19 protein-coding genes and 1 pseudogene are annotated in these 21,297 nt (G+C 70.0%); 13 read left to right on the forward strand and 7 right to left on the reverse strand.

The genetic code is table 11. The annotated features are described in order from the left end of the window. Window positions 1–152: 152 nt before the first annotated feature. The 4 genes from AB0D93_RS33640 (at window position 153) to AB0D93_RS33655 (ending at window position 4,856) form a co-directional block, all read left to right on the forward strand. The gene (locus AB0D93_RS33640) at window positions 153–1,166 is read left to right on the forward strand and encodes an acetamidase/formamidase family protein (RefSeq protein WP_362127770.1); all 1,014 of its coding nucleotides are present in this window, start codon (window positions 153–155) and stop codon (window positions 1,164–1,166) included. A gap of 100 nt (window positions 1,167–1,266) precedes the next feature. Next, window positions 1,267–1,911 carry an N-acetylmuramoyl-L-alanine amidase gene (locus tag AB0D93_RS33645; protein ID WP_362127842.1) on the forward strand — a complete coding sequence of 215 codons (645 nt, stop codon included), beginning with the start codon at window positions 1,267–1,269 and terminating at the stop codon, window positions 1,909–1,911. Between the two features lie 57 nt (window positions 1,912–1,968). Further along, a complete protein-coding gene (locus AB0D93_RS33650; protein ID WP_362127773.1) occupies window positions 1,969–3,276 on the forward strand; it encodes a GAF domain-containing protein in 1,308 nt (435 codons plus the stop codon). A gap of 56 nt (window positions 3,277–3,332) precedes the next feature. After that, entirely contained in the window at window positions 3,333–4,856 is a 1,524-nt protein-coding gene (locus AB0D93_RS33655; protein WP_362127776.1) for an aldehyde dehydrogenase family protein, read from the forward strand. Between the two features lie 57 nt (window positions 4,857–4,913). Here AB0D93_RS33655 and AB0D93_RS33660 read toward each other — a convergent pair whose 3' ends face one another. The 3 genes and pseudogenes from AB0D93_RS33660 to AB0D93_RS33670 form a co-directional block, all read right to left on the reverse strand. Further along, the gene (locus AB0D93_RS33660) at window positions 4,914–6,395 is read right to left on the reverse strand and encodes a HAMP domain-containing sensor histidine kinase (protein ID WP_362127779.1); all 1,482 of its coding nucleotides are present in this window, start codon (window positions 6,393–6,395) and stop codon (window positions 4,914–4,916) included. Then, window positions 6,392–6,895 carry a hypothetical protein gene (locus AB0D93_RS33665; protein ID WP_362127845.1) on the reverse strand — a complete coding sequence of 168 codons (504 nt, stop codon included), beginning with the start codon at window positions 6,893–6,895 and terminating at the stop codon, window positions 6,392–6,394. Before AB0D93_RS33665 ends, AB0D93_RS33660 begins: the two co-directional genes overlap by 4 nt. A 336-nt stretch (window positions 6,896–7,231) precedes the next feature. After that, window positions 7,232–7,612: pseudogene (locus tag AB0D93_RS33670) on the reverse strand (helix-turn-helix domain-containing protein); the annotation flags it as partial. A 318-nt stretch (window positions 7,613–7,930) separates the two neighbouring features. Here AB0D93_RS33670 and AB0D93_RS33675 point away from each other — a divergent pair. Continuing rightward, window positions 7,931–9,466, forward strand: a complete 1,536-nt coding sequence (locus tag AB0D93_RS33675) for a sulfatase (protein ID WP_362127782.1) — start codon at window positions 7,931–7,933, stop codon at window positions 9,464–9,466. Window positions 9,467–9,555: 89 nt separating this feature from the next. On the opposite strand, the gene AB0D93_RS33680 is transcribed toward AB0D93_RS33675, so the two are convergent. After that, the gene (locus AB0D93_RS33680) at window positions 9,556–10,806 is read right to left on the reverse strand and encodes an ROK family protein (protein WP_362127784.1); all 1,251 of its coding nucleotides are present in this window, start codon (window positions 10,804–10,806) and stop codon (window positions 9,556–9,558) included. Window positions 10,807–11,125: 319 nt separating this feature from the next. On the opposite strand from AB0D93_RS33680, the gene AB0D93_RS33685 reads away from it, so the two are divergent. The 5 genes from AB0D93_RS33685 to AB0D93_RS33705 all read left to right on the forward strand — a co-directional run bounded on the left by AB0D93_RS33685 (window position 11,126) and on the right by AB0D93_RS33705 (window position 15,621). Further along, window positions 11,126–12,325 (forward strand): beta-1,3-glucanase family protein, encoded by a 1,200-nt coding sequence (locus AB0D93_RS33685; protein ID WP_362127787.1) that lies wholly within the window; start codon window positions 11,126–11,128, stop codon window positions 12,323–12,325. Between the two features lie 26 nt (window positions 12,326–12,351). Beyond that, window positions 12,352–13,182 (forward strand): thaumatin family protein, encoded by an 831-nt coding sequence (locus AB0D93_RS33690; RefSeq protein WP_362127790.1) that lies wholly within the window; start codon window positions 12,352–12,354, stop codon window positions 13,180–13,182. Between the two features lie 257 nt (window positions 13,183–13,439). Next, window positions 13,440–14,159 (forward strand): chitinase, encoded by a 720-nt coding sequence (locus AB0D93_RS33695; protein WP_362127793.1) that lies wholly within the window; start codon window positions 13,440–13,442, stop codon window positions 14,157–14,159. Window positions 14,160–14,288: 129 nt separating this feature from the next. Continuing rightward, window positions 14,289–15,116, forward strand: a complete 828-nt coding sequence (locus tag AB0D93_RS33700) for a glycoside hydrolase family protein (RefSeq protein WP_362127795.1) — start codon at window positions 14,289–14,291, stop codon at window positions 15,114–15,116. 70 nt (window positions 15,117–15,186) lie between these two features. After that, a complete protein-coding gene (locus AB0D93_RS33705; RefSeq protein WP_362127797.1) occupies window positions 15,187–15,621 on the forward strand; it encodes a septal ring lytic transglycosylase RlpA family protein in 435 nt (144 codons plus the stop codon). Window positions 15,622–15,882: 261 nt separating this feature from the next. On the opposite strand, the gene sigJ is transcribed toward AB0D93_RS33705, so the two are convergent. Continuing rightward, complete coding sequence (gene sigJ / locus AB0D93_RS33710) at window positions 15,883–16,794, reverse strand: RNA polymerase sigma factor SigJ (protein ID WP_362127800.1); 912 nt, start codon at window positions 16,792–16,794, stop codon at window positions 15,883–15,885. A gap of 101 nt (window positions 16,795–16,895) precedes the next feature. Here sigJ and AB0D93_RS33715 point away from each other — a divergent pair, with 101 nt between their 5' ends. Further along, the gene (locus tag AB0D93_RS33715; protein WP_362127803.1) at window positions 16,896–17,324 is read left to right on the forward strand and encodes a hypothetical protein; all 429 of its coding nucleotides are present in this window, start codon (window positions 16,896–16,898) and stop codon (window positions 17,322–17,324) included. Window positions 17,325–17,407: 83 nt separating this feature from the next. On the opposite strand, the gene AB0D93_RS33720 is transcribed toward AB0D93_RS33715, so the two are convergent. Continuing rightward, complete coding sequence (locus AB0D93_RS33720; protein ID WP_362127806.1) at window positions 17,408–18,337, reverse strand: LysR family transcriptional regulator; 930 nt, start codon at window positions 18,335–18,337, stop codon at window positions 17,408–17,410. A gap of 91 nt (window positions 18,338–18,428) precedes the next feature. Between AB0D93_RS33720 and AB0D93_RS33725 the strand changes: the two genes are divergently transcribed. Beyond that, a complete protein-coding gene (locus tag AB0D93_RS33725) occupies window positions 18,429–19,829 on the forward strand; it encodes an MFS transporter (RefSeq protein ID WP_362127809.1) in 1,401 nt (466 codons plus the stop codon). 67 nt (window positions 19,830–19,896) lie between these two features. Here AB0D93_RS33725 and AB0D93_RS33730 read toward each other — a convergent pair whose 3' ends face one another. Further along, window positions 19,897–20,262, reverse strand: coding sequence for a hypothetical protein (locus AB0D93_RS33730; RefSeq protein ID WP_362127812.1), 366 nt, complete (start codon window positions 20,260–20,262; stop codon window positions 19,897–19,899). Window positions 20,263–20,449: 187 nt separating this feature from the next. Between AB0D93_RS33730 and AB0D93_RS33735 the strand changes: the two genes are divergently transcribed. After that, entirely contained in the window at window positions 20,450–21,292 is an 843-nt protein-coding gene (locus AB0D93_RS33735) for a vWA domain-containing protein (RefSeq protein WP_362127815.1), read from the forward strand. Window positions 21,293–21,297 lie beyond the last annotated feature (5 nt).

Below are 21,297 nucleotides of genomic sequence, written 5' to 3' on the forward strand. Positions count from 1 at the left end.
CCGCTCCGCCGAGAAGGCGCCGCTCTGCAGAAGCCCGGCCCGCTGAGAAACCGACGCCCCGAAAGCCCCCGCCGCAAGCGCGGCGCCCGGGGCAGGCCGCTCCGCCGCAAGACCCGCTGCCGACCGCCCCGTCAGAAGGGACCACCTCCACGATGACCGACCCCCGGATCCTCACCGTGCGCCCGCAACCGGACGAGTTCGCCTGGACGTTCGGCGGCGCGCCGCCCGTGGCGCGGATCGCTCCCGGCACGGTGCTCGACCTGTACACGGAGGACTGTTTCGCCGGGCGGGTGCGTTCCGTGAAGGACCTCGTCTCGGAGGTCTGCGAGTTCCCGTTCCTCAATCCGCAGACCGGCCCCTTCCACATCGAGGGCGCCGAGCCCGGTGACACCGTGGCCGTGCACTTCGTGTCGATCGAGCCGGCCCGCGACTGGGCCGCGTCGACGACCGTCCCGCTCTTCGGCGCACTCACCTCCACGCACACCACGGCCACGCTGCAGCCCCCGCTGCCGGAGCGCGTCTGGATCTGGCAGCTGGACCGCGTGCGGCGCACCGCCCTGTTCCAGGCGCAGGACAGCGACATAGAGGTGGAGCTACCCCTGGATCCCATGCACGGCACGGTGGGCGTGGCGCCGGCGAATCTGGAGGTGCGCTCGGCCCTGGTCCCGGACGCGCACGGCGGGAACATGGACACGCCCGAGATGCGGGCCGGGGTCACCTGCTATCTGGGCGTCAACGTCGAGGGCGCCCTGCTCAGCCTCGGCGACGGGCACGCCCGGCAGGGGGAGGGCGAGACCTGCGGGGTGGCCGTGGAGTGCGCGATGAACACCGTGGTGGTCGTGGACCTCCTCAAGGACGTCGTCACGCCGTGGCCGCGGCTGGAGTCGGACACTCACATCATCTCGACCGGCTCGGCGCGCCCGCTGGAGGACGCGTTCCGGATATCGCAGCTCGACCTGGTGCAGTGGCTGGTGCGCGACTACGGGTTCAGTGAGCCGGACGCGTACCAGTTCGCAACCCAGGCGGTCGAATCGCCGTTGGCCAACGTGTGCGACACGAACTACACCTGCGTGGCCAAGCTCCGCAAGGAGTGGCTGCCGACGCGCGAGACGTACCGCGGCGTGCACGCGCGGCTGCGGGAGACCGCACGGGCGTTGCGCGGCTGACGCCGCGGACGTCGCCGTGAGGACCCTCCGCCCTCGGCCTCACCACGCCCCACAACCCCTGGCATCCCCCCACACCCGCGAAAGGTACCCGCCGATGGACATGGACCCGGCCGGCCCGCCGCAGTCGAGAGAGCCGGCACCGCCGGCGAGACCGGCACAGCCGCACGTGAGCAGACGACGGCTGCTGAAGGGCGCGGCGCTCGCCGCCGTCCCCTACGCGCTGCTCCCCGACCCCCGGGCCGGTGCACGGACCGAGGCCGTCGACTACCCGCCGGCCGAGTGGCAGCCGGCCAGCGGTTCCAACTACACCGCGTCCGACCGCCCCGGCGACTACTTCATCGACCGCGTGATCATCCACGTCACCCAGGAGACGTACGCCGACGCGCTGGCGATCTTCGCCAACCCTCAGAAGAAGGTGTCCCCGCACTATCTCGTCCGCTCGGCGGACGGTCACGTGGCGCAGTGCGTGCACGAGGCCGACATCGCCTGGCACGCGGGGAACTGGGACTACAACACCCGCAGCATCGGCATCGAGCACGAAGGATGGGTGGACCGGCCCGCCTACTTCACCAACGCCCTCTACGAGCAGTCCGCGCAGCTCACGGCCGCGATCTGCGACAAGTACGGCATCCCGAAGGACAGGGAGCACATCATCGGTCACTATCAGGTACCGGGCACCGACCACACCGACCCGGGCCCGAACTGGGACTGGGTCCGCTACCTGAGACTGGTCAACTTCGCCTAGCCGGAAGACGATGGTCGCAGGACCGACGTCAGCGTTTCACCATCCGGGGAGGCCGAGTTGACCGATCCGTGGGTGGCCCTGGAACCGGGGGCCGACCCCGCCGAACGGGTACGCGCGCTGCGCAGGGCGCACGAGACGTTCACCACGGCGGGCACGGTGCCGCGCCCGGTGCGGTCGGTGGTGGCGGAGTCGTGGCGGCGCAGCGCGCGGGCCGGTGTCGGGCCGGAGGGCACCGCGAGCGTCGAGCTGTCCGACGGCGACCTCGGCGCGTACCGGGCGGAGCACCCGCTGGCCCGGGTGATGCCACTGTTCCGGGAGTTGATGGGCACGTTCGCCGCCGACGGCGAGCATCTGCTGGCGGTGTGCGACGCGCACGGCAGGCTGCTGTGGGTCGAAGGCCACCGGGCGACCCGGAGCCGGGCGGACGGAATGAACTTCGTGCCCGGGGCGTGCTGGTCGGAGAGCGCGGTCGGCACCAACGCGCCGGGCACCGCCGTGGCCGTGGACCGGCCGGTGCAGGTGTTCGCGGCGGAGCACTTCATACGGCGGGTGCAGCCCTGGACGTGCGCGGCGGCCCCCGTGCACGATCCGCGTACCGGCCGGGTCCTGGGCGCCGTGGACATCACCGGTGGGGACGGTCTGGCGCATCCCCACAGCCTCGGCTTCGTGCAGGCGGTGGCGCGGGCCGCCGAGGCACAGCTCGCGCTGCTCGCGCCGCCCCGGACGGCCCCGGAAGTGCCGCTGCTCGGTGCGCTGGGCCGGGACGAGGCCGAGCTCGTCCTGGACGGCCGCCGGGTCCGGCTCAGCCGCCGGCACAGTGAGATCCTCGTTCTGCTCGCCCGGCATCCCGAGGGGTTGAGCGGTGACGAGTTGCTGTGTGCGCTGTACGCGGACGAGTCGGTGACCCCGGTGACGCTGCGGGCCGAACTGGCGCGGCTGCGCAGGCTGCTGGGTCCGGACGTGCTCGCTTCGCGGCCGTACCGGCTCGCCGCCGCGGTCGAGTCGGACGTCACGGTGGTGGAGCGCCGCCTGCGGGCGGGGGCGGTCACCTCGGCGGCGGAGGCGTACACCGGTCCGTTGCTGCCCGGTTCGCAGGCGCCGGCGATCGTACGGCTGCGGGAACGCCTCGCCGACGGGCTGCGAACGGCCTTGATCGCGCACCGGGACCCGGACCTGCTGGCCGACTGGGCGCACGCGCCGTGGGGCGAGGACGACCTCGCGGTATGGCGGGCGCTCGCCGCGGTGCGGCCAACGGCACCGGTGCGGGCCCGGCTCGCCGCGCTGGAGGACGAGCTGACGGCACCGGCCGGCCGGGCACCGGGACGGGCCGGCGGCGCAACGTGGTTGCAACGTCCGCCCGCCTAGCCTCGCGCCGAGAGCTGCCCAACGGCGGGCAGCGCTGCACCGGGAGGCAGACCAGCATGACTCGTTACGCGGCGCCGGGCACCGAAGGCGCGATCGTCTCCTACCAGGCGCGCTACGACCACTTCATCGGCGGGGAGTACGTCCCGCCGCTGCGCGGGCAGTACTTCGAGAACCCGTCGCCGGTCAACGGTCAGCCGTTCACCGAGATCGCGCGCGGCACCGCGGAGGACGTCGAGCGGGCGTTGGACGCGGCGCACGAGGCCGCACCGGGGTGGGGCCGTACACCGGTGGCGGAGCGCTCCGACATCCTGCTGAAGATCGCCGACCGCATGGCGGCCCACCTCGAGCCGCTGGCGGTGGCCGAGAGCTGGGAGAACGGCAAGCCGGTGCGCGAGACTCTGGCGGCCGACATCCCGCTGGCGATCGACCACTTCCGGTACTTCGCAGGCGCGATCCGGGCGCAGGAGGGGTCGCTCGGCGAGATCGACGACGACACGGTGGCGTACCACTTCCACGAGCCGCTCGGGGTAGTCGCGCAGATCATCCCGTGGAACTTCCCGATCCTGATGGCGGCGTGGAAGCTGGCGCCGGCGCTCGCCGCGGGCAACGCGGTCGTCCTCAAGCCGGCCGAGCAGACCCCGGCCTCCATCCACTACTGGGTCGGTCTGATCGCGGACCTGCTGCCGCCCGGGGTGCTGAACATCGTCAACGGCTTCGGCGTGGAGGCGGGCAAGCCGCTGGCCTCCAGTCCGCGGGTGGCGAAGGTCGCGTTCACCGGGGAGACCACGACCGGGCGGCTGATCATGCAGTACGCCTCCGAGAACATCAAGCCCGTCACCCTGGAGCTCGGCGGCAAGTCGCCGAACATCTTCTTCGACGACGTGTGGGCGCACGACGACGACTTCCGCGACAAGGCGCTCGAGGGCTTCACGATGTTCGCGCTCAACCAGGGCGAGGTCTGCACCTGCCCGTCCCGGGCGCTGGTCCAGCGGGGCAACTACGCGGAGTTCCTGCAGGCGGCGGTCGAACGCACCCGGCAGATCAAGCCCGGTCACCCGCTCGACACCGAGACCATGATCGGCGCGCAGGCCTCCAACGACCAGCTGGAGAAGATCCTCTCCTACCTCGACATCGGCCGGCAGGAGGGCGCGAAGGTCCTCACCGGCGGCGAACGCGTCGAGTACGACGGCGAGTTGAAGGGCGGCTACTACGTCCAGCCGACCATCTTCGAGGGCGACAACCGCATGCGGATCTTCCAGGAGGAGATCTTCGGCCCGGTCGTCTCGGTGACGTCGTTCGACGACTTCGACGACGCGATCAAGATCGCCAACGACACGCTGTACGGGCTGGGCGCGGGTGTGTGGACCCGGGACGCGACCACCGCCTACCGCGCGGGCAGGGCCATCCAGGCGGGTCGCGTGTGGACCAACTGCTACCACGCCTACCCGGCGCACGCGGCGTTCGGCGGCTACAAGCAGTCCGGGATCGGCCGCGAGACGCACAAGATGATGCTGGAGCACTACCAGCAGACGAAGAACCTGCTGGTGTCGTACTCGCCGAAGAGGCTCGGCTTCTTCTAGAGGCCAAGAAGAGGCGCCTGCCCGGTCCTTCTGCAGGTCAGGCGCCTCGTACGCGTTTCACTCGGAGCAGCCGCGGCTCTCGACAGTACTGGTCAGCCAGTCCCGGTGCAGTAGTGGCAGGGTGTGCTCCACGTCCCGGACGGTGGCGGCCGGCAGCCGTACCTCGAAGCGTGTGCCCGGGCGGCGGTCAGGACGGTCCTGCACGGTGATCCGGCCCCGGTGCAGGGCGACCTGCTGGGCGACCAGGGTCAGGCCGAGACCGGAGCCGGGGCTGTCCGGGCCCCGGCGGAATCGCTGGAAGATCTCCTCGTGGCGTTCGGAAGGGATGCCGGGTCCGTGGTCGTCCACGGTGAGCACCGCGGCCGGCTGGTGCGGATCGCTGGACGAACGCAGGGTCACTTCGATGCGGGCGACGCCGTCTTCGGCACGGGCGTGGGTCCAGGCATTGACCAGCAGGTTGTCCACCGCCGAGCGCAGGCCCTGCTCCCAGCCGTGTACGCGCACCTCCGCGGCGGCACGCACGGAAACGTCGGCGTCGGGGTGCGTACGCCGCAGGTCGCGGACCGCCGCGTCCACGAGCTCCGCGAGATCCAGCGACGTGAAGGCGTCCGCCTCGATCAGATCACCCTGCGCGAGTGCCTTCAGCATCACCAGCAGACCGAGCAGCCGGGCGTGCTCGCGCCCGAGGTCCCCGAGCACCTCCACCCGGTCCTCGGGGTCGAGACCGGGATGGTCGGCGAGGATGTCGAGGTTGGTGCGCATGCTCATCAGGGGGGTACGCAGCTCGTGGGAGGCGGTCGCGGCGAACGCGCGAGCGGTGGCCAGTGCTTCCCCGGTGCGTGCGACCTGTTCGTCGTAGCGGGCGAGCACGGTCTGCACCGTGTACGCCAGGTCGTCGACCTCGGCGACACCCGACGGCGTGTGTTCCAGGCGCGTGGAGTTCGTCCGGGGGTCGAGACCGCTGGTACGCCTCTGCAGCCGCCGCAGCGGACGAACCGCCCGGGCGGCGATGGCCCAGGCGGTGACCCCGGCCAGTGGCGCCGCCAGCAGCGCCCCGGTCAGCACACGTCGGCGGACCAGTGCCAGCTCGTCCTCGGCGGTGTCCGGTGACAGCAGCCACAGATTCGGCGTGGTGCCCTCCTTCGCGGCGCCGACGCGCAGCGACAGGACCACCCAGTCCTTGCCGTCACGGGTCACGGTGACCGGGTCCGGGGCACTGCGGGGCAGCGTGGGGAACGGGTCGGGCTGCGGGCCCGCCGAGATCGTGCCCCCCGGTATGGTCAGCCGGACGCCCACGTCCCGCGCGGAGTTGACCAGTCGCCGCCGCCGGACCTGTTCCAGCAGCGGGTGGTCGGTCCCGGCGACGTCGAGGTAGGCCTTGGCGTTCTTGGCGACGACCGTCGCCCGGGCACGCAACTGATCGTCCTGGTGTGCGCGCAGGTCGCCGGCGACCAGGTGCACCAGGAGCCAGCCGGAGGCGAGGACCAGCACGGGCACGCTCGCGCCGACCGCGAGCGCGATACGGGTGGTGAGTTTCACGACGCGTCCTGGGGGTGCCGGTGCCCGCCCTCGGTGCGCGGGACGAAGCCGGCTTCGCGCAGGGTGTGCGGGATCCGGGGCCGGCCGCCTGCTTTCGCCTCGCTTCGCGGATGATGGACGCAGGTGTCCACCGCGCCGCGTACCCGGACGTCGCAGCTCTGCGGTAGGGCAGGCCGCGCTGGAGGCGTCACCTGGTCCAGCGGCCGCCCCTGGGTGAAGCCGGTGCCGGAGTTCTCGCCCCTGCCTTCCCGCGGACCGGCCACCCGGTCGGCCACGCCGTCCGGTGCGGAGTGCATCGGCACCGGCATGTCGTCGCGGTCGGCGCGCGGATCCCTGCACACGTCGATGCCGTTGTGGTCGGGGCGGGCCTCCGCCAGACCGGAGTGACCGCCGTCGGCGAGTGCCACCCGGAATCCGTTCACCCTGGGTTCTCGCTCCAGGAACCGCCGTGCGGCCGCGTCGTCGTCGGCGACCAGCATCCGTCTGGGCTTGCCTGCCATGTACACCTCGGTTTCGCCGCGTTGAACGAGTCCTGCCGGAGGGATCCCATCACAGCATCGGTAGGGCCCCGGACTTCGGGCCGAACAGCATCCGACCGTAGTCCTCAGCGACGGTGCGGGGCTGAACCATGGGTGGGGCGTGACGACCGCCACGTGGCGCCGGAAGCGCCACAGCGAGCAGGCCCGTTCCGGGAAGTCCTTTGCACCTGGAATGCACACCTCCTGGTCACCGATCGAGCTCCGTGGGGCTTCAGGCACGTGTCGCCCGATACTGGGACGGCGTGCACCCCATGATTCGCCGGAAGCTCCGCGCAAAATGCTCCCGGAGAATCCACAGCGCTGACCTATGCGGGCGATCGAGTCGTTGCCGCTCTCCAGATATGTGCGAGCCAGGTCGATCCGGAGTTCGGTGAGGTAGCGATACGGAGTCGAACCCGTGGTGGCCCTGAAACATCGTACGAAGTGAAAGCGACTGAAAGAGATCCGGGACGCATGAGAATCGTCTCCAGTTGCCGCGGATTCAGCGCCCCGGCGGACTGCGCCGAACCTGCGAAGTGCGGAGAAAGGACATGGGCGGCGATGAACCGTCGCGGGCTCGTCTCCCTTCGGTGCGACGATCAGCGTCCGGCCGAGCCCCGGAGGGATGATGCACACGTCGTCGGGGAGCGGAATCGTCTCTTTTTCCGCAACCCTTCCCAGGTCCTCGCGGATTCCCATCCGACCGCTCAGGTGAACGTTCAGCGTGATTCCCGATGAAGACGGTAGAGCGTGTGGACGCCCTTTTGAAACGTTCGCTTCCACACCTGAAGGCAGCGCCACCTTCCTGCGCCCATCCCGCTGACCACCTCCAAGGCCCGGTTTCCTCTCTGCCGTTTCCCTCCGGCTCTCGACTCACGCTCTGCATGGAGAATGCAGCCACGACGGAAGCGGTCGCAAGGCGCCCCGCGCCGGATTAATTCGCCTCGACTCCGGAACAATTCCGCCGAGGCCAATCGGATATTGACCGCTGCAGAATCACACTGGCACGCTGCTCGCATGATTCGCACTCGTCAATTGCTGACAGGGACCGTCGGCGTGGCGGCGCTGGTGGTCGCCGCCCAGAGCGGAGTGAGTGCGGCGACGACCAGCGCCGCCGTCACCACCCCGACCACGACCCGCACGCCGACCTCCGTCACGCAGCCGGCCGCAGCCGCGGCGAAACGACCGAACATCGTCTTCGTGCTCACCGACGACATGTCCTCCAACCTCCTGCCGTACATGCCTCAGGTACGGAAACTTCAGTCCCAGGGCATGACGTTCAACGACAACGTGGTCAGCAACTCGCTCTGCTGCCCCTCCCGTTCGACCATCTTCACCGGCCAGTACCCCCACAACACCGGAGTCCTCGGCAACGACGGACCGAACGGCGGTTTCGACGCCTTCCACAAGAACGGACTGGAGCGGGACACCTTCGCCACGGCCCTGAAGGCCAAGGGCTACCGGACCGCGATGATGGGCAAGTACCTGAACGGGTACGACCCCATGGCCACCGTCGACGGACAGCAGCCGTACGTGCCACCGGGCTGGAGCCAGTGGGACGTCGTCGGCAACGGGTACAAGGGGTACGACTACAAGCTCGCCCACAACCACAAGATCGAGCCGCACGGCAACAAGACCAAGGACTATCTGACCGACGTCCTGAGCGAGAAGGGCCAGTCGTTCATCAAGAAGTCCGCGGCGGCGCACAAGCCGTTCATGCTGGAGGTCGCCCTCTTCACCCCGCACGGACCGTCCGTCCCGGCCCGCCGGGACAAGCACGACTTCCCCGGTCTGAAGGCGCCGCAGGGCCCCGCCTTCGACAGGCTGCCGACCAACGCCCCGCCGTGGCTGGCCAGGCAGAACCCACTGACCCAGAGTGAGAAGAACACGATCGACAAGAAGTTCCGCAAGCGCGCGCAGTCGCTCCAGGCGGTCGACAAGATGGTGGGCAAGCTGCGCGACACCTTGGCCAGGGCCGGCGTCGCCGACGACACCTACATCGTCTTCAGCTCCGACAACGGCTTCCACCTGGGTGAGTACCGGCTCAAGGCGGGCAAGCAGACGGCCTTCGACACCGACGTCCGGGTGCCGCTGGTGATCGCCGGTCCGGGTGTCGCGGCCGGCAGGACCAGCAACGCCCAGGTGTCGAACATCGACTTCGCGCCCACCTTCCAGAGGATCGGCGGCGCCCCGGTGTCGTCCCGGGTGGACGGGCACAGCCTGCTCCCGCTCCTGGACGGCGGATCGGACGCCGACTGGCGCACCGCCAACCTCATCGAGCACCGCCACGCCAAGAAGTCGCCGGACGACCCCGACAACCACGGCGGGGAAAGCATCAGCCCGCCGAACTACCATGCCATGCGCACCATTTCCTACACGTACGTCGAGTACGACAGTGGTGCGAAGGAGTACTACGACCTGCGTACCGACCCCAACGAGCTGCACAACACCGTCGGCCGGTTGAGCAGGGCCCGCCTCGCTGAACTGCACGATGCGCTGAGCCGCCTGAAGGACTGCCGCGGCGAAGCCTGCTGGAGCGCCGGGCACCCGTAGCCCTTCCTGCTCCCAGGTCATCAGGTGGCCTGGGAGCATCACCCTGTCCTCACGCAGCGGCCTATGCCGGGCCGCGTCAGGACGAGTTCTCACCCCAAGAGGAGCGACAAGGGACCACGTGGTGCCCGGGCTGCCCCCCGCAGCCCGGGCACCACGTCGTTCATGTGCTGGTGGAGCAGGGCTATGGCGCCGAGGGCTGCGCCGTAATCACCGAGCCCGGCCGGACGCACCCGCAGCGGCCCGCACGAGCCGCGCAGCACGGTCGAGTTCAGCGTGCGTTCGATCGGCTCCATCAGGGCCGGCCCGGCCTCCACCAGCTCACCGCCCACGACGATCACGTCCGGGCCCACGGCATGGCACACATCCGCCAGCGCCCTCCCGGCATGTGCGCCGGCCTGCGCCAGAACCGCATGCGCGGTCCGGTCGCCCGAGTCCAGCGCGGCCACCAGCTCGTGTACATCCGCCGCTGCGCCCCCGGCGGTGCGGTAGGCGTCCAGCACGGCCCCGACCGAGGCCACCGTCTCCAGGCACCCCGTTCCGCCGCACGCGCACCGCACACCGTCCGGGTCCACGGATACGTGGCCGAACTCCCCGGAGGCGCCGTGAGCGCCCCGGTGCAGTGCCCCGGCCACCACGAGACCGCCACCGACGCCGTGCGACAACCGCAGGTACAGCACGTCCTGTTCGCCCGCGGCGGCACCCCAGACCGTCTCGGCCAACGCGGCCAGCCGTGTGCTCTTGTCGATCAGCGCCGGTACTCCGAAGCGCTCGCGCACCAGCGCGGCGACGGTGGCGTGCGGGGGCGTCCGCCCTGCGCAGCGGTCCGGCGAACCGGCCGGTCCGCACACCCCCACGCCGATGCCGTTCAGAGCGCCCGATCGCAGCGTCCCGCCCGTCAGCGCGTCCGCCAGCCGCCACGCGGTGTCGACACGGTCCTGCCACGGGGTGTCGGAAGCTTGCGGCTCCCCCGCGGTACCGACGATCTCGTGGCCCGCGTCCATCGCGGCCACCCGCACGGCCCGTCGCGCGAATTCGATGCCGAGCACGTGTCCGGCCGCGGAGTTGAGGGCCAGTAACTCCGCCGGGCGGCCCCGCTTGCGCCGGGCCGCCTCCGGTACCGAGGCAACGACGGTGCCGTTGTCCATGAGCGCCGCGACGACGTCGTAGAGCGTGGTGCGGGACAGGCCGCACAGGGTCCCCAACTGCCCCCGCGTCAGCGGACCGTGCTCGCGCAACAGACGCAGCACCAGGGCTTCATGTCCTGCCCGTGACCGGGCCGGCGGGTCCTGTCGGCGCGGTACGGCGGTCGAGACGGAGGACCGTGTCATCTCAGTCAACATCGCGGAAGGTATGTCCCCTCTGTGATCACAGCTGTGACGCGCTGGGACGGATGCGAGTCCGTCGCTTGTGGCGCGAGGAAGCTAGAGGGCGTTCTTGTGCGAATTCTGTGATCTTCCGGTGTGCCGACCGGCCGACTGTGACGCGCCCCTCACCGTTTCGCGGCACGTCATTTCTGTCACCACTTGGCGGAAAAATTCACGCTGCGTAACGTCCATTCTCGCCGGTGGCCGTTCCCGCCGGATCCCAAGGGGTGCCCTGTGCACGCCCGTTCCCGCCCGTCTTCCGTCCTGCGCGGTGCAAGGAGAGAGGAACCCCTGTATGACCCCGCCCGACCCCTACGTGTTCACCCGCCGGAGCCTGCTCGGCTCGATGGCCGCTGCCGCCGTAGCGGGATCCGCGATCGTCTCCGCCGCCCCACGCGCCTTCGCCGACACCGACGGCGACCTGGCCGCCGAGGCCGGCCACGGGCTGCCGCTGACGGTCCTCAACAACAGCGGAGAGTTCGCCAACCGTTCGGTCCACCTGTACATCGTGGGCACCAAGGGAGACCGGCAGGTGCGGGTCACCCGGCACGGCACCCTGGCACCCGTCAAGCTCTCCGACAACCACGCGGGCGGCTTCACCGACTACGCCATCCCCCTGGCCGCCCGGGGAAAGACCACGCTGCGGCTGCCGTTCATGTCCGGTCGCATCTACGTCGCGCTGGGCCACAAGCTGAAGTTCAAGGCCGTCACGGGCGCGGACGGCAAGGTCGCCCTCCAGTACCCCGCGGGCTGGGTGGAGTCCGACCCCAACTACCCCGTGCTGCACGACTTCGTCGAGTTCACCCACACCGCGTCCGGCATGTTCTGCAACACCACCATGGTCGACATGTTCAGCGTGCCGATGATGATCCAGCTGAACGGGACGAAGGACCACAGCACCGGCAGGCTGCGCGACGGCGGCCGCGCCCAGGTCTTCCACACCTTGAAGAACGACCCGGACTTCTCTCGCCTGGTCGTCGGCGACCGGCGCATCATCGCCCCGAGTCACGGCCTCGACGCCGGCCGGTTCCCCCAGCACTACTTCGACGCCTACATCGACAAGGTCTGGCACACCTACCGGAACAAGAACCTCGTCGTCAGGACGAACGCCGGAACCTTCACCGGCCGGGTGAAGGACCACAGGCTCACCTTCAGCGGCCCCGCACCGGTGTCCTTCGCCAAGCCCTCCACCCGCGACGTGCTGTACTGCGACGGCGCACTCGCCGCTCCCAACGACGGAACCACCGGCCCCGTGGCCGCCGTCCTGGGCGCCGGCTTCAACCGTTCGACGCTGCTGAGCCACAGCAAGCAGCCGACAACCCACGCGGCCGCCTTCTACGACACCGCCGTCACCAACCACTACGCCAAGGCCATCCACGCCGCGACCACCAACGGCAAGGCCTACGGCTTCGCCTTCGACGACGTCGCCGACTGGGCCTCCTACATCCAGGACCCCAGGCCCCGGCACATGCACCTGACGCTGACCGCGTTCTGAACCGTGCGACCGTCCAGGGAGTACCAGTGAAGAAGTTCCGTGAGTTGCTCGCCGCGGCCGTCCTGTGTCTCGCGCCGGCCGCCGCGACCGCCGGCGCCGTACACGCCGCCGTGGCCGACGACTTCCGTGCCGCGCCCACAGCCGCCTCGCCCACCGCCGCCTCGCCCGAGACCGGTGCGGCAGCAGCGGTTCCCCACACGGTGACGTTCGTCAACCGCTCCGGCAAGAAGCTCTGGATCGGCAGCACCGTGAACAAGGGAGAACCCGACGGCGATTCGAAGAGCCTGAAGTCGCTGCCCACGCTGAAGCCCGGGCAGTCGGCGACCGTGAAGATCCCGGAGAACACGGCGCCCCATCACTGGCGTGGCAAGTTCTTCGCCCGCCAGGGGTGTTCCGGCAAGGACGGGAGTACGTTCCACTGCACCGTGGGCGACTGCGGCAGGTTCGCCGGGCGATGCGTAACGGGGGAACAACCGGTCAGCCTGGCGGAATTCAACTTCGACATGAAGGACCGCGACGCCCCCTGGTACGACGTCAGCTATGTCAACGCGTTCTCACTGCCCATCACCATTGCGCCCAGGGGCGCCGAGAACGTCACCAAGAACGGCTCGTGCTCGAAGCAGGGCTGCAAGAAGAGCCTGCTCCGTTACTGCCCCGAGAACGACCGGGTGCACAACGCCGCCGGAAAGGTGGTGCTGTGCGTGAACCCCAGCCGTGACGCTCGGAGCGCCTACAGCAACGCCATCGAGAAGCACTGCCCCAAGGCATATGCCTGGTCCAAGCAGGACGCGGAGACCGGCAACAGGACGATGCGCCAGTGCAGTCGGTGCAAGGGCTTCGTCGTCACCTTCTGGTAGTCGCCCAGAGCACGTCGCGTGGACGGCCCTGGTGCGCCTCAAAAAGACGTACCGACCCATCAGCCGGGTTGCGAACTATTGCCATGCGACGGCCCATTCTTGCGCTCACGCGTCGAGCAACAACTGCCGCTTGCGCAGCAATTTCTGACCATTGTCTCCGGGCTTCGACAGGTAGCTTCATCGCCGGATGCCCGCAGAGCAACCCGCTTTGAGCAACCCGCTTTGAGCGACCCGCTTCTATTCCGAGGAGTTTTGTCATGCGAAAGCCACGCGCTATCTACGCCGTGCTCACCGCCGTACTGGTTGCCGTTGCAGCGGTCGATCTGACCGCCACCACGGCGTCGGCCGCGGAGCACCGGGGTGGCTTCGTCGTCAGCAAGGCGCAGTACAACAAGATGTTCCCGAGGCACAAGAAGGTCTACAGCTACCAGGGCCTGGTCAAGGCGATGAAGGCCTTCCCGGCGTTCGCGCACACCGGCGACGCGAAGACCAGGAAGCGTGAGGCCGCCGCGTTCCTCGCGAACGTGAGCCACGAGACCAGCGGGCTGATCTACATCAATGAGCAGAACAAGGCCGCCTGGCCGACCTACTGCGCCGACGAACCGTACGGCTGCCCGGCCGGCCAGTCCGCGTACCACGGCCGTGGCCCGCTCCAGATCAGCTGGAACTACAACTACAAGGCCGCCGGCGACGCGTTCCACGTCGACCTGCTGCACCACCCGAACCTCGCGGCGAAGAACCCCACCGTGACCTGGGAGTTGGCGCTCTGGTACTGGATGACCCAGTCCGGTCCGGGCACCATGTCGTCGCACCACGCGATGGTCAAGAGCCGCGGTTTCGGCGAGACGATCCGCAGCATCAACGGCAGCGTCGAGTGCAACGGCGGCAACCCGGCCGAGGTGCACGACCGGATCGCGAAGTACAAGAAGTTCACCAAGGTGCTCCACGTCAGCACGGGCGGAAACCTCAGCTGCTGACGCCCCCGTGACCGCGGCGGCACGTCGAGATTCTCCGTGCATCGCTGATTCACCCATAGCTGACCGGCGCCTCGCGGCGCCCGTCAGCCGCTTGGAGACGCCATGCGAAAATTACGCACCCTAGCCCTGATGCTCGTGCTGACCGCGGTATTCGCGGTCAGTGGTCCGGGCGGCACATCCACGGCGCTCGCGTCCGGCAGCCATACCGCTTCCTCCGCCGCCCCGGTGAAGAAGAAGGGCATCAGTGCCTGGAACTTCCATGGGGTCACCAAGGCACTGGCTGATGCGAATATCGGCTGGTTCTACACCTGGTCCTCGGGCAAGGAGGGAATCAAGGCTCCGCGCGGTGTCGAGTTCGTCCCCATGATCCACGACGCGGGCTCGGTGACCGAGAGGGAACTCGACCGGGCCAAGAAGCAGGGCGGGACGTTGCTCGGCTTCAATGAACCCGACCGGCCGGATCAGGCACACATGACGGTACGTCAGGCACTCGACCTGTGGCCCCGGTTGCAGTCGACCGGTATGCGGCTCGGTGCGCCCGCCGTGGCCACCGGGGGCGATGTCGCCGGTGGCTGGCTGGACCGGTTCATGAAGGGTGCCGCCGCTCGTCACTACCGGGTCGATTTCATCCCCCTGCACTGGTACGGCGCGGACTTCAACGCCCAGCGCGCGACGGCACAGTTGCGCAGCTACCTCCAAGCCGTGCACCAGCGCTACAAGAAGCCGATCTGGCTCACCGAATACGCGCTGACCGACTTCTCCGCCGGCTCCCCGCGCTATCCGACAAAGGCGCAGCAGGCCGCGTTCGTGAAGCAGTCGACGGCCATGCTCCAGAACCTGTCCTACGTCCACCGGTACGCATGGTTCACCCTCTCCACTAACCGCGGCGACGGCACCGGTCTTTACCACGGCGCGAAGGCCAACCGAGTGGGCGCCGCCTACCGCGTGGCGGGCTGAACGGAACACGCGCCCCAGAACCCACTCACTCCCACCCCGATCCAACTGCAAGGGAAACGAGGCAAGAAACATGAGTAAGCGGATCCTGCGACTCTCGCTCGCGACCGGCGTCGCCGCGCTGACCGCGACGGTGGCACTCGCTCCGGCGAGTTCGGCCGCCCCCGACTCCGCGCAGGCCCACAGGAGGACGTGCTGGGCGACGCACTACGGCCCAATACCCGCCGGCAGCCAGACCTCCAACGGCGACATCTTCGACAACAGCAAGAACACCGCGGCGACATCGCTGACCCGCAACCCCCAGCTGCCGTACGGCACCAAAGTGAAGGTCACCAACGTGGCCAACGGCAAGTCCCTGGTCGTGCGCATCAACGACCGGGGCACCTTCCGGCGGACGAAGCAGATACCCCTGTGCCTGGACCTGACCGACGGAGCCTTCCGCCGCCTCGGCGGCAGCCTCAACCCCGACGCCGGGCACATCGTCGTCCGGCAGAAGGTGCTGAGGTGACCTCCACCGCGGTGTCCGGCTGACGGAACACCCGAACAGCGCGGCGCCCGTCCCCGGGCTCGGGGACGGGCACGTGGTGACGGCGGCCGACCGGTCGGCCTCTGGAGCTGGTTTTTGAGCCTCCATCGTGCCCAACTGAGCTGCACGGGCGAGGAGGCGTGACGCCTGGTCGGCGCTGTCCGGTCTCACCTTCGGCCGGCGACGAGCCCGCGCCGTCCGCCGCATCCACCGGCCCCACCGGCCCCACCGGCCGCCTCGTTGCTACCGAGCCCACGGACGTAGCTTCTCCGGGTTGCGGACCGCCCAGATCCGGGTCACGCGCCCGCCGGAGACATCGAACGACGCCACGGTCATGACGACGCCGTCGCGCTGGGCCACCAGGCCCGGCACGCCGTTGACCGACCGCTCCAGGAGTTCGAGTCCCGGGGCCTTGTCCGCGATCGCCACCATGTACTGGGCGATGCGCGCGCCACCCTCCACCGGGCGCAGCACTGTGCCGACCATGCCGCCGCCGTCAGCGGTCATCACGGCGGCCGGGTCGAGGAGACCGACGAGGGCGGCGATGTCCTTGTGCTCCCATGCCTCTTTGACGCGCCGCACCGTGTCGGCCCGGCCGGTCGGCGTCGCCGGAGTGCGCGCGACGCTCACCCGCCGCCGGGCGGACGCCGCCAGCTGCTTGCTGGCCGCAGGGGTCCGGCCGAGAATTTCGGCGATCTCGGCGAACGGGTACCGGAAGACGTCGTGCAGGACGAACGCCACCCGCTCGGCGGGCGTCATCGACTCCAGGACGACGAGGAAGGCCATGGCCACCGACTCGTCCAGGACGATCTGGTCGGCCGGGTCTGAGGGGCCGGTCGGGACGGCGCCGCCCTCGTGGCCCCACTCGGTGCGGTCGGGGAGCGGTTCCGGCAGCCACGCGCCGACATAGCGTTCACGGCGGGCCCGCGCCGAGCCGAGCCGGTCCAGGCAGATGCGGCTGGTCACCGTCGTCAGCCAGGCGCCCGGGGACAGGATCTCCTCCCGCCGGCTTCGTGGCAGCCCGTACCAGCGGGCGTAGGCATCCTGTACGGCGTCCTCAGCCTCGGTCACAGAACCGAGCAACCGGTAAGCGACGTTGATCAGTTGGTGTCGCTCGCCCGCTATCCCATCCGTACCGGTGCCGACGTTCCCCATGCTTGCGCCCGCCCCCTCGCCTTACCTTTCGCAGGCCCGCGTCGTCGAGCCTGTGAGACCTTATCGATCTACTGCCCGAGGGCGGAAAAGGGGACCGTGACATGGCCACCCAGGGGACGACGACGGGCAGTGCGCGGCGCAGCGCCTCGCTCGTGCAGGCCGCGATCGCCTTGCAGACCCTGACCATCTTCTTTCAGGCGGTCTCCGCCGGACTGCTGCTGACCTCGTCCTACGGAGAGACGCTGCACGGTGTCGGAGCCCGGGTGATGTACGGGGCGTCGATGCTGTACGTGCTCGCGGCGGTGCTGGCCTGGAAGCCGGGCGGCGGATCGGTCCGGCCCGTCTGGCAGGCGTCAGGTTTCCTCGTCCTCGCCTCGGTCCAGGTGGTGCTGGGCATCGCGCACGTCCCGTCGGTTCACCTCCCCCTGGGTGTCCTGATGTTCGGGCTGAGTGTGCTGGCGCTGGCCCGGGCGCCGAGGTTCGTTACGGGGTCCACCGGGAGCAACCGGGGCCGCCCGAGGGGCGCGTGACCCGTAGCGCCGGGGCCTCAACGGTTCGCTGGGGGCGTGGGGGCTTTCGCCCCGTTCCGGAGCGGGGCCTCCCGTCGGCCCGATCAGGAAGCCCGCGCCGTGCGTGCCGCGCGGGTCACCTCGGGCAGCGGGTCGGCTCGGCGGGCCACGTCGAGCAGGGCGTGCAGGGTACTCTCGGCCGAACCCAGCCGCGGCCGCCACTGGGCGACGATGCTGACCGGGCGGATCCGCTCGGCCAGCCGCAGCTCGATCAGCTCCCCCTCCTGCAGCTCCCGGGTCACCGCCAGCGCCGGCAGCAGCGACACCCCGTGTCCGTGCCCGGTCAGCCGCAGCAGCGCGGACAACGAGCCCTGGATCATGGCGAGTTGGGCGCCGGCCAGCAGGTCCCGGCCGAAGCGGTCCACCAGCATCTCCGAGGTGCACCCGGGCTCTGCCACCAGGAAGTCGTACTGCAGCATCTCCTCGGGTGTCACGACCTCCTTGCGGGCCAGCGGATGGCTCGGCGCCGCCACCAGCACCGTCCGATCGTGCCCGACGACCGCATGCGAACCGAGCGTCCGGATGCCGTTGTCGTACTGGAAGACGAGGTCCAACTCCCCGGCGGCGAAAGCCTCTTCCAGCGTCCGCCGGTTGGCGACCGTCAGCTTCACGTCCGCGCCGCCGACCGTGCCGCCCGCCCCGTACTCCAGCGCGGCCAGCACGTCCGGCATCCACACGTGCGCCAGCGACTCCTGCGCCCCGATCCGCAGCCGCGGCCGGTCGCCGCGCGCCGCCCGGCGCATCCGCTCCTCCAGCTCCAGGGCCTCGTGGGCGTGCGGCAGCAGCCGGGCACCGGCCTCCGTGAGCACGGCCCCGGTGCCCGCGCGCACCAGCACGCTCACCCCGAGATCCGCCTCCAGCCGCTTGATCTGGGCACTGAGGCTGGACTGCGCGTACCCCAGGGCCTGTGCGGCGGCGGAGATGCCGCCGTGGTCGGCGACCGCGACGAAAGCGCGCAGATAGCGAGAGTCCACGTCAGGCAGCATAACCGCCATCGGACTTTCCGATGGGGGTATCGGATTTACGGCGTCGCAGGTCAGCGAGCTGTTGGGACACGCTGCAGCCATGACTACAGCCGATCCCCTTTCCCGCCCCTGTGGCGTCGCCGCGCCGGACGCGCCCGCCGGGACGCCCCCGGCGTCCAAGTTCCTCTCCAAGCTGACGTTCGCCGGCATCGCCACCGGCAACCTGCTCGTCCTGCTGGACACCTCGATCCTCAACGTGGCCGTGCCCGACGTGCAGAAGTCCCTGCATCCGGCCGCCGCCGCACTGCCCTGGGCCGTCGACGCCTACACCGTCGTCTTCGCCGGGCTGCTGCTCGCCGGCGGCGTCATCGCCGACCGGTGGGGTGCCCGGCGCGTGTACGCCACCGCGCTCGGCCTGTTCGCCGCCCTGTCCGTGGTGTGCGCCCTCGCGCCCGACGTGGGCTCCCTCATCGCCGGCCGTGCGCTGCTCGGTGCCGCGGGCGCCGGCCTGGTGCCCGCCTCCCTGGCGCTGCTGATCCACCTGAACCCCGACCCCGCCCGCCGCACCCGCGCCATCGGCGCCTGGACCGCGCTCAGCGGCCTGGGGGCCGCCGCCGGACCCGTGCTCGGCGGTGCCCTGGTCGAACTCGGCGGCTGGCGGCTGGTGTTCCTCGTCAACCCGCCGATCGCGCTGGCCGCGCTGCTCCTCGCCCGCCGGCTGCCCGTGCCGCCGGTGCGCGCCACCCGCGCCCTGGACCGTCCGGGCCTCACCCTGTCCACCGCCGGACTCGGTCTGCTCACCTTCGGCCTGGTCGAGGCCGGCATCGAGGGCTGGGGCTCGCCGCAGGCCCTGATTCCCGTCGCGGCCGCGCTGGTCTGCTTCGTCGCCGTCGCCCTCGTGGAGCGCCGGGTGGCCTCCCCGGTCCTGCCGCCGGCCCTGCTGGCCCTGCCGAAGGTGCGGGCGGCGATGGTCGCCGCCGCGGTGTCCTGCTTCGCCTACTTCGGCGGAATGTACATGTTCGCGGTGTGGCTGCAGCACACCTACCACCTGACCCCGTTCAAGGCCGGTGCCGCCTCGCTGCCGATCGCCTTCCCGGTCTGCGTCATGCCGTTCTTCACCGGCCGGCTCGTCGCCCGCTACGGCTCCCGCCCGATCCTGCTGACCGGCATGTCGTTCGCCGTCGTCTCCGGTGTGCTGCTGGCCTTCGCGGTGGGCCACCACCCGCCGCTGCCGCTGATCCTCGCCGCCGAGCTGACCCTCGCCGCGACCGGCACCCTGTCCATCCCCGGTGCCGCCGCCGCGATGGCCGTCTCCGCCCCGCCGGAGTACGCCGCGACGAGCCAGGGCGCGCTGAACGGCGTCCGCCAGGCCGGCTCAGCCCTCGGTGTCGCGGTGCTCGGCACGCTCGGTGCGCTCACCGTCTCCGGTTGCGTCCTGATCGGCATCGGCCTGGTGGCCGTACTGCTGGTGGCGAAGGCGACGACGGAGCGGAGCGCCTGACGACCCGGCACGTCGGGTCTGCGACGCGCACGGACCTGATCCGGTGGTGACCCGTCGCGGGCCGAGCTCAGTGCTTGTTCTCCTTGAAGCAGACGACGTAACTCGTGGAGCCGACCTGTGTCAGGGAGCCCGTGGCTCCCTTCACGTCCCAGCAGGTCATGTCGGTGACGGCGTCCTTGAACCGCTTCAGCACTTTGTAGTCGGCGCGGGCGTCATCGCAGTCGTGCTTCTTGATGTGGGGGTCCTTCTCGGTGCCGGTGTTCTCGAAGCAGTCGCCCGCCTGCACGCTGTCGGCGTCTCCGTGGCCGCTGCTGAGACCGTTGACCGCGAAGGACGCGGCGATCGCGGCGACGAAGAGCCCGAGGATGATCCTGTTTCGGATGACCTTGCGGCGGTCCGGCTGGGACACGTCGAGCGGCGGCAGGGTGGTCAAGGAATTCCCCCGAGATCATGGTGGTGCCGGATGCTGAGCGCCGAAGACTAACCGAGGTCGAGGGGCGGCACCCAACTCACCCCTTGTTCCATGGCGACGGTCAACTCCCCAGCACCGAGACCGTGAAGACGGTGTGAAAGTGCTGGTCATTCGATAGGGTGATGCCCTTCGAAGCAAGGGGGGCGCAGTGCCGTACACCGCTGAGATCAGCCGGACCAATCCGGGTTGCTTCATCTTCCTCGTGGACCAGTCCGCCTCCATGAGCGACCCCATGGGCGCCGGTGAGGTCACCCAGCAGCGGGCCGAGGTCGTCTCCGACGCGATCAACCGGCTGCTGACCGAACTGTCCGTCAAGTGCGCCAAGGAGGAAGGCGTACGGGACTACTTCCACGTGGCCGTGATCGGGTACGGACACAGTCACGTGGGCTCCGCGTTCCAGGGGGCGCTGGCCGGGCGCGACCTCGTTCCGCTGAGCGAGGTCGCCAACAACCCCGCGCGGGTGGAGAGTCGTACCAAGAAGGTGCCGGACGGCGCCGGCGGCCTGGTCGAGACCTCGGTGCAGTTCCCGGTGTGGATGGACCCGGTGACCAACGGCGGTACGCCCATGACACGCGCCCTCGGCTACGCGGACAGCCTCGTGGCGAACTGGGTCGAGGCGCACCCGGGCGGCTTCCCGCCGATCGTGCTCAACCTCACCGACGGCGAGTCCACCGACGGCGACCCCACCAGCGCCGCCATCGCGCTGGCCTCGCACGCCACCGCGGATGGCGCGGTCCTCCTGTTCAACCTCCACGTGTCCGGCAGCGGCGGCACACCGGTCACCTTCCCGGACAGCGAGGAGGGGCTTCCGGACACGTACGCCCGGCTGCTGTTCCAGATGTCCAGCGTGCTGCCCAGCCACATGCGTTCCTACGCGGCCTCGCAGGGTCACCGGGTCAGCGAGACCACCCGGGGCTTCGTCTACAACGCGGACATCACCTCCATCGTGGAGTTCCTCGACATCGGCACCCGCGCCACCGAGCTGCGCTGACCACC

Origin of the sequence: Streptomyces sp. NPDC048191, from assembly GCF_040652655.1 — a bacterium.
In the GTDB taxonomy this organism is placed as follows: Bacteria; Actinomycetota; Actinomycetes; order Streptomycetales; family Streptomycetaceae; genus Streptomyces.

Bases quoted from the DNA above. Each gene is read 5' to 3' on its own strand.
- AB0D93_RS33640 (WP_362127770.1), top strand. From the start codon at position 153: ATGACCGACCCCCGGATCCTCACCGTGCGCCCGCAACCGGACGAGTTC.
- AB0D93_RS33645 (WP_362127842.1), top strand. From the start codon at position 1,267: ATGGACCCGGCCGGCCCGCCGCAGTCGAGAGAGCCGGCACCGCCGGCG.
- AB0D93_RS33655 (WP_362127776.1), top strand. From the start codon at position 3,333: ATGACTCGTTACGCGGCGCCGGGCACCGAAGGCGCGATCGTCTCCTAC.
- AB0D93_RS33665 (WP_362127845.1), bottom strand. From the start codon at position 6,895: ATGGCAGGCAAGCCCAGACGGATGCTGGTCGCCGACGACGACGCGGCC.
- AB0D93_RS33675 (WP_362127782.1), top strand. From the start codon at position 7,931: ATGATTCGCACTCGTCAATTGCTGACAGGGACCGTCGGCGTGGCGGCG.
- AB0D93_RS33680 (WP_362127784.1), bottom strand. From the start codon at position 10,806: ATGTTGACTGAGATGACACGGTCCTCCGTCTCGACCGCCGTACCGCGC.
- AB0D93_RS33685 (WP_362127787.1), top strand. From the start codon at position 11,126: ATGACCCCGCCCGACCCCTACGTGTTCACCCGCCGGAGCCTGCTCGGC.
- AB0D93_RS33695 (WP_362127793.1), top strand. From the start codon at position 13,440: ATGCGAAAGCCACGCGCTATCTACGCCGTGCTCACCGCCGTACTGGTT.
- AB0D93_RS33700 (WP_362127795.1), top strand. From the start codon at position 14,289: ATGCTCGTGCTGACCGCGGTATTCGCGGTCAGTGGTCCGGGCGGCACA.
- AB0D93_RS33705 (WP_362127797.1), top strand. From the start codon at position 15,187: ATGAGTAAGCGGATCCTGCGACTCTCGCTCGCGACCGGCGTCGCCGCG.
- sigJ (WP_362127800.1), bottom strand. From the start codon at position 16,794: ATGGGGAACGTCGGCACCGGTACGGATGGGATAGCGGGCGAGCGACAC.
- AB0D93_RS33715 (WP_362127803.1), top strand. From the start codon at position 16,896: ATGGCCACCCAGGGGACGACGACGGGCAGTGCGCGGCGCAGCGCCTCG.
- AB0D93_RS33725 (WP_362127809.1), top strand. From the start codon at position 18,429: ATGACTACAGCCGATCCCCTTTCCCGCCCCTGTGGCGTCGCCGCGCCG.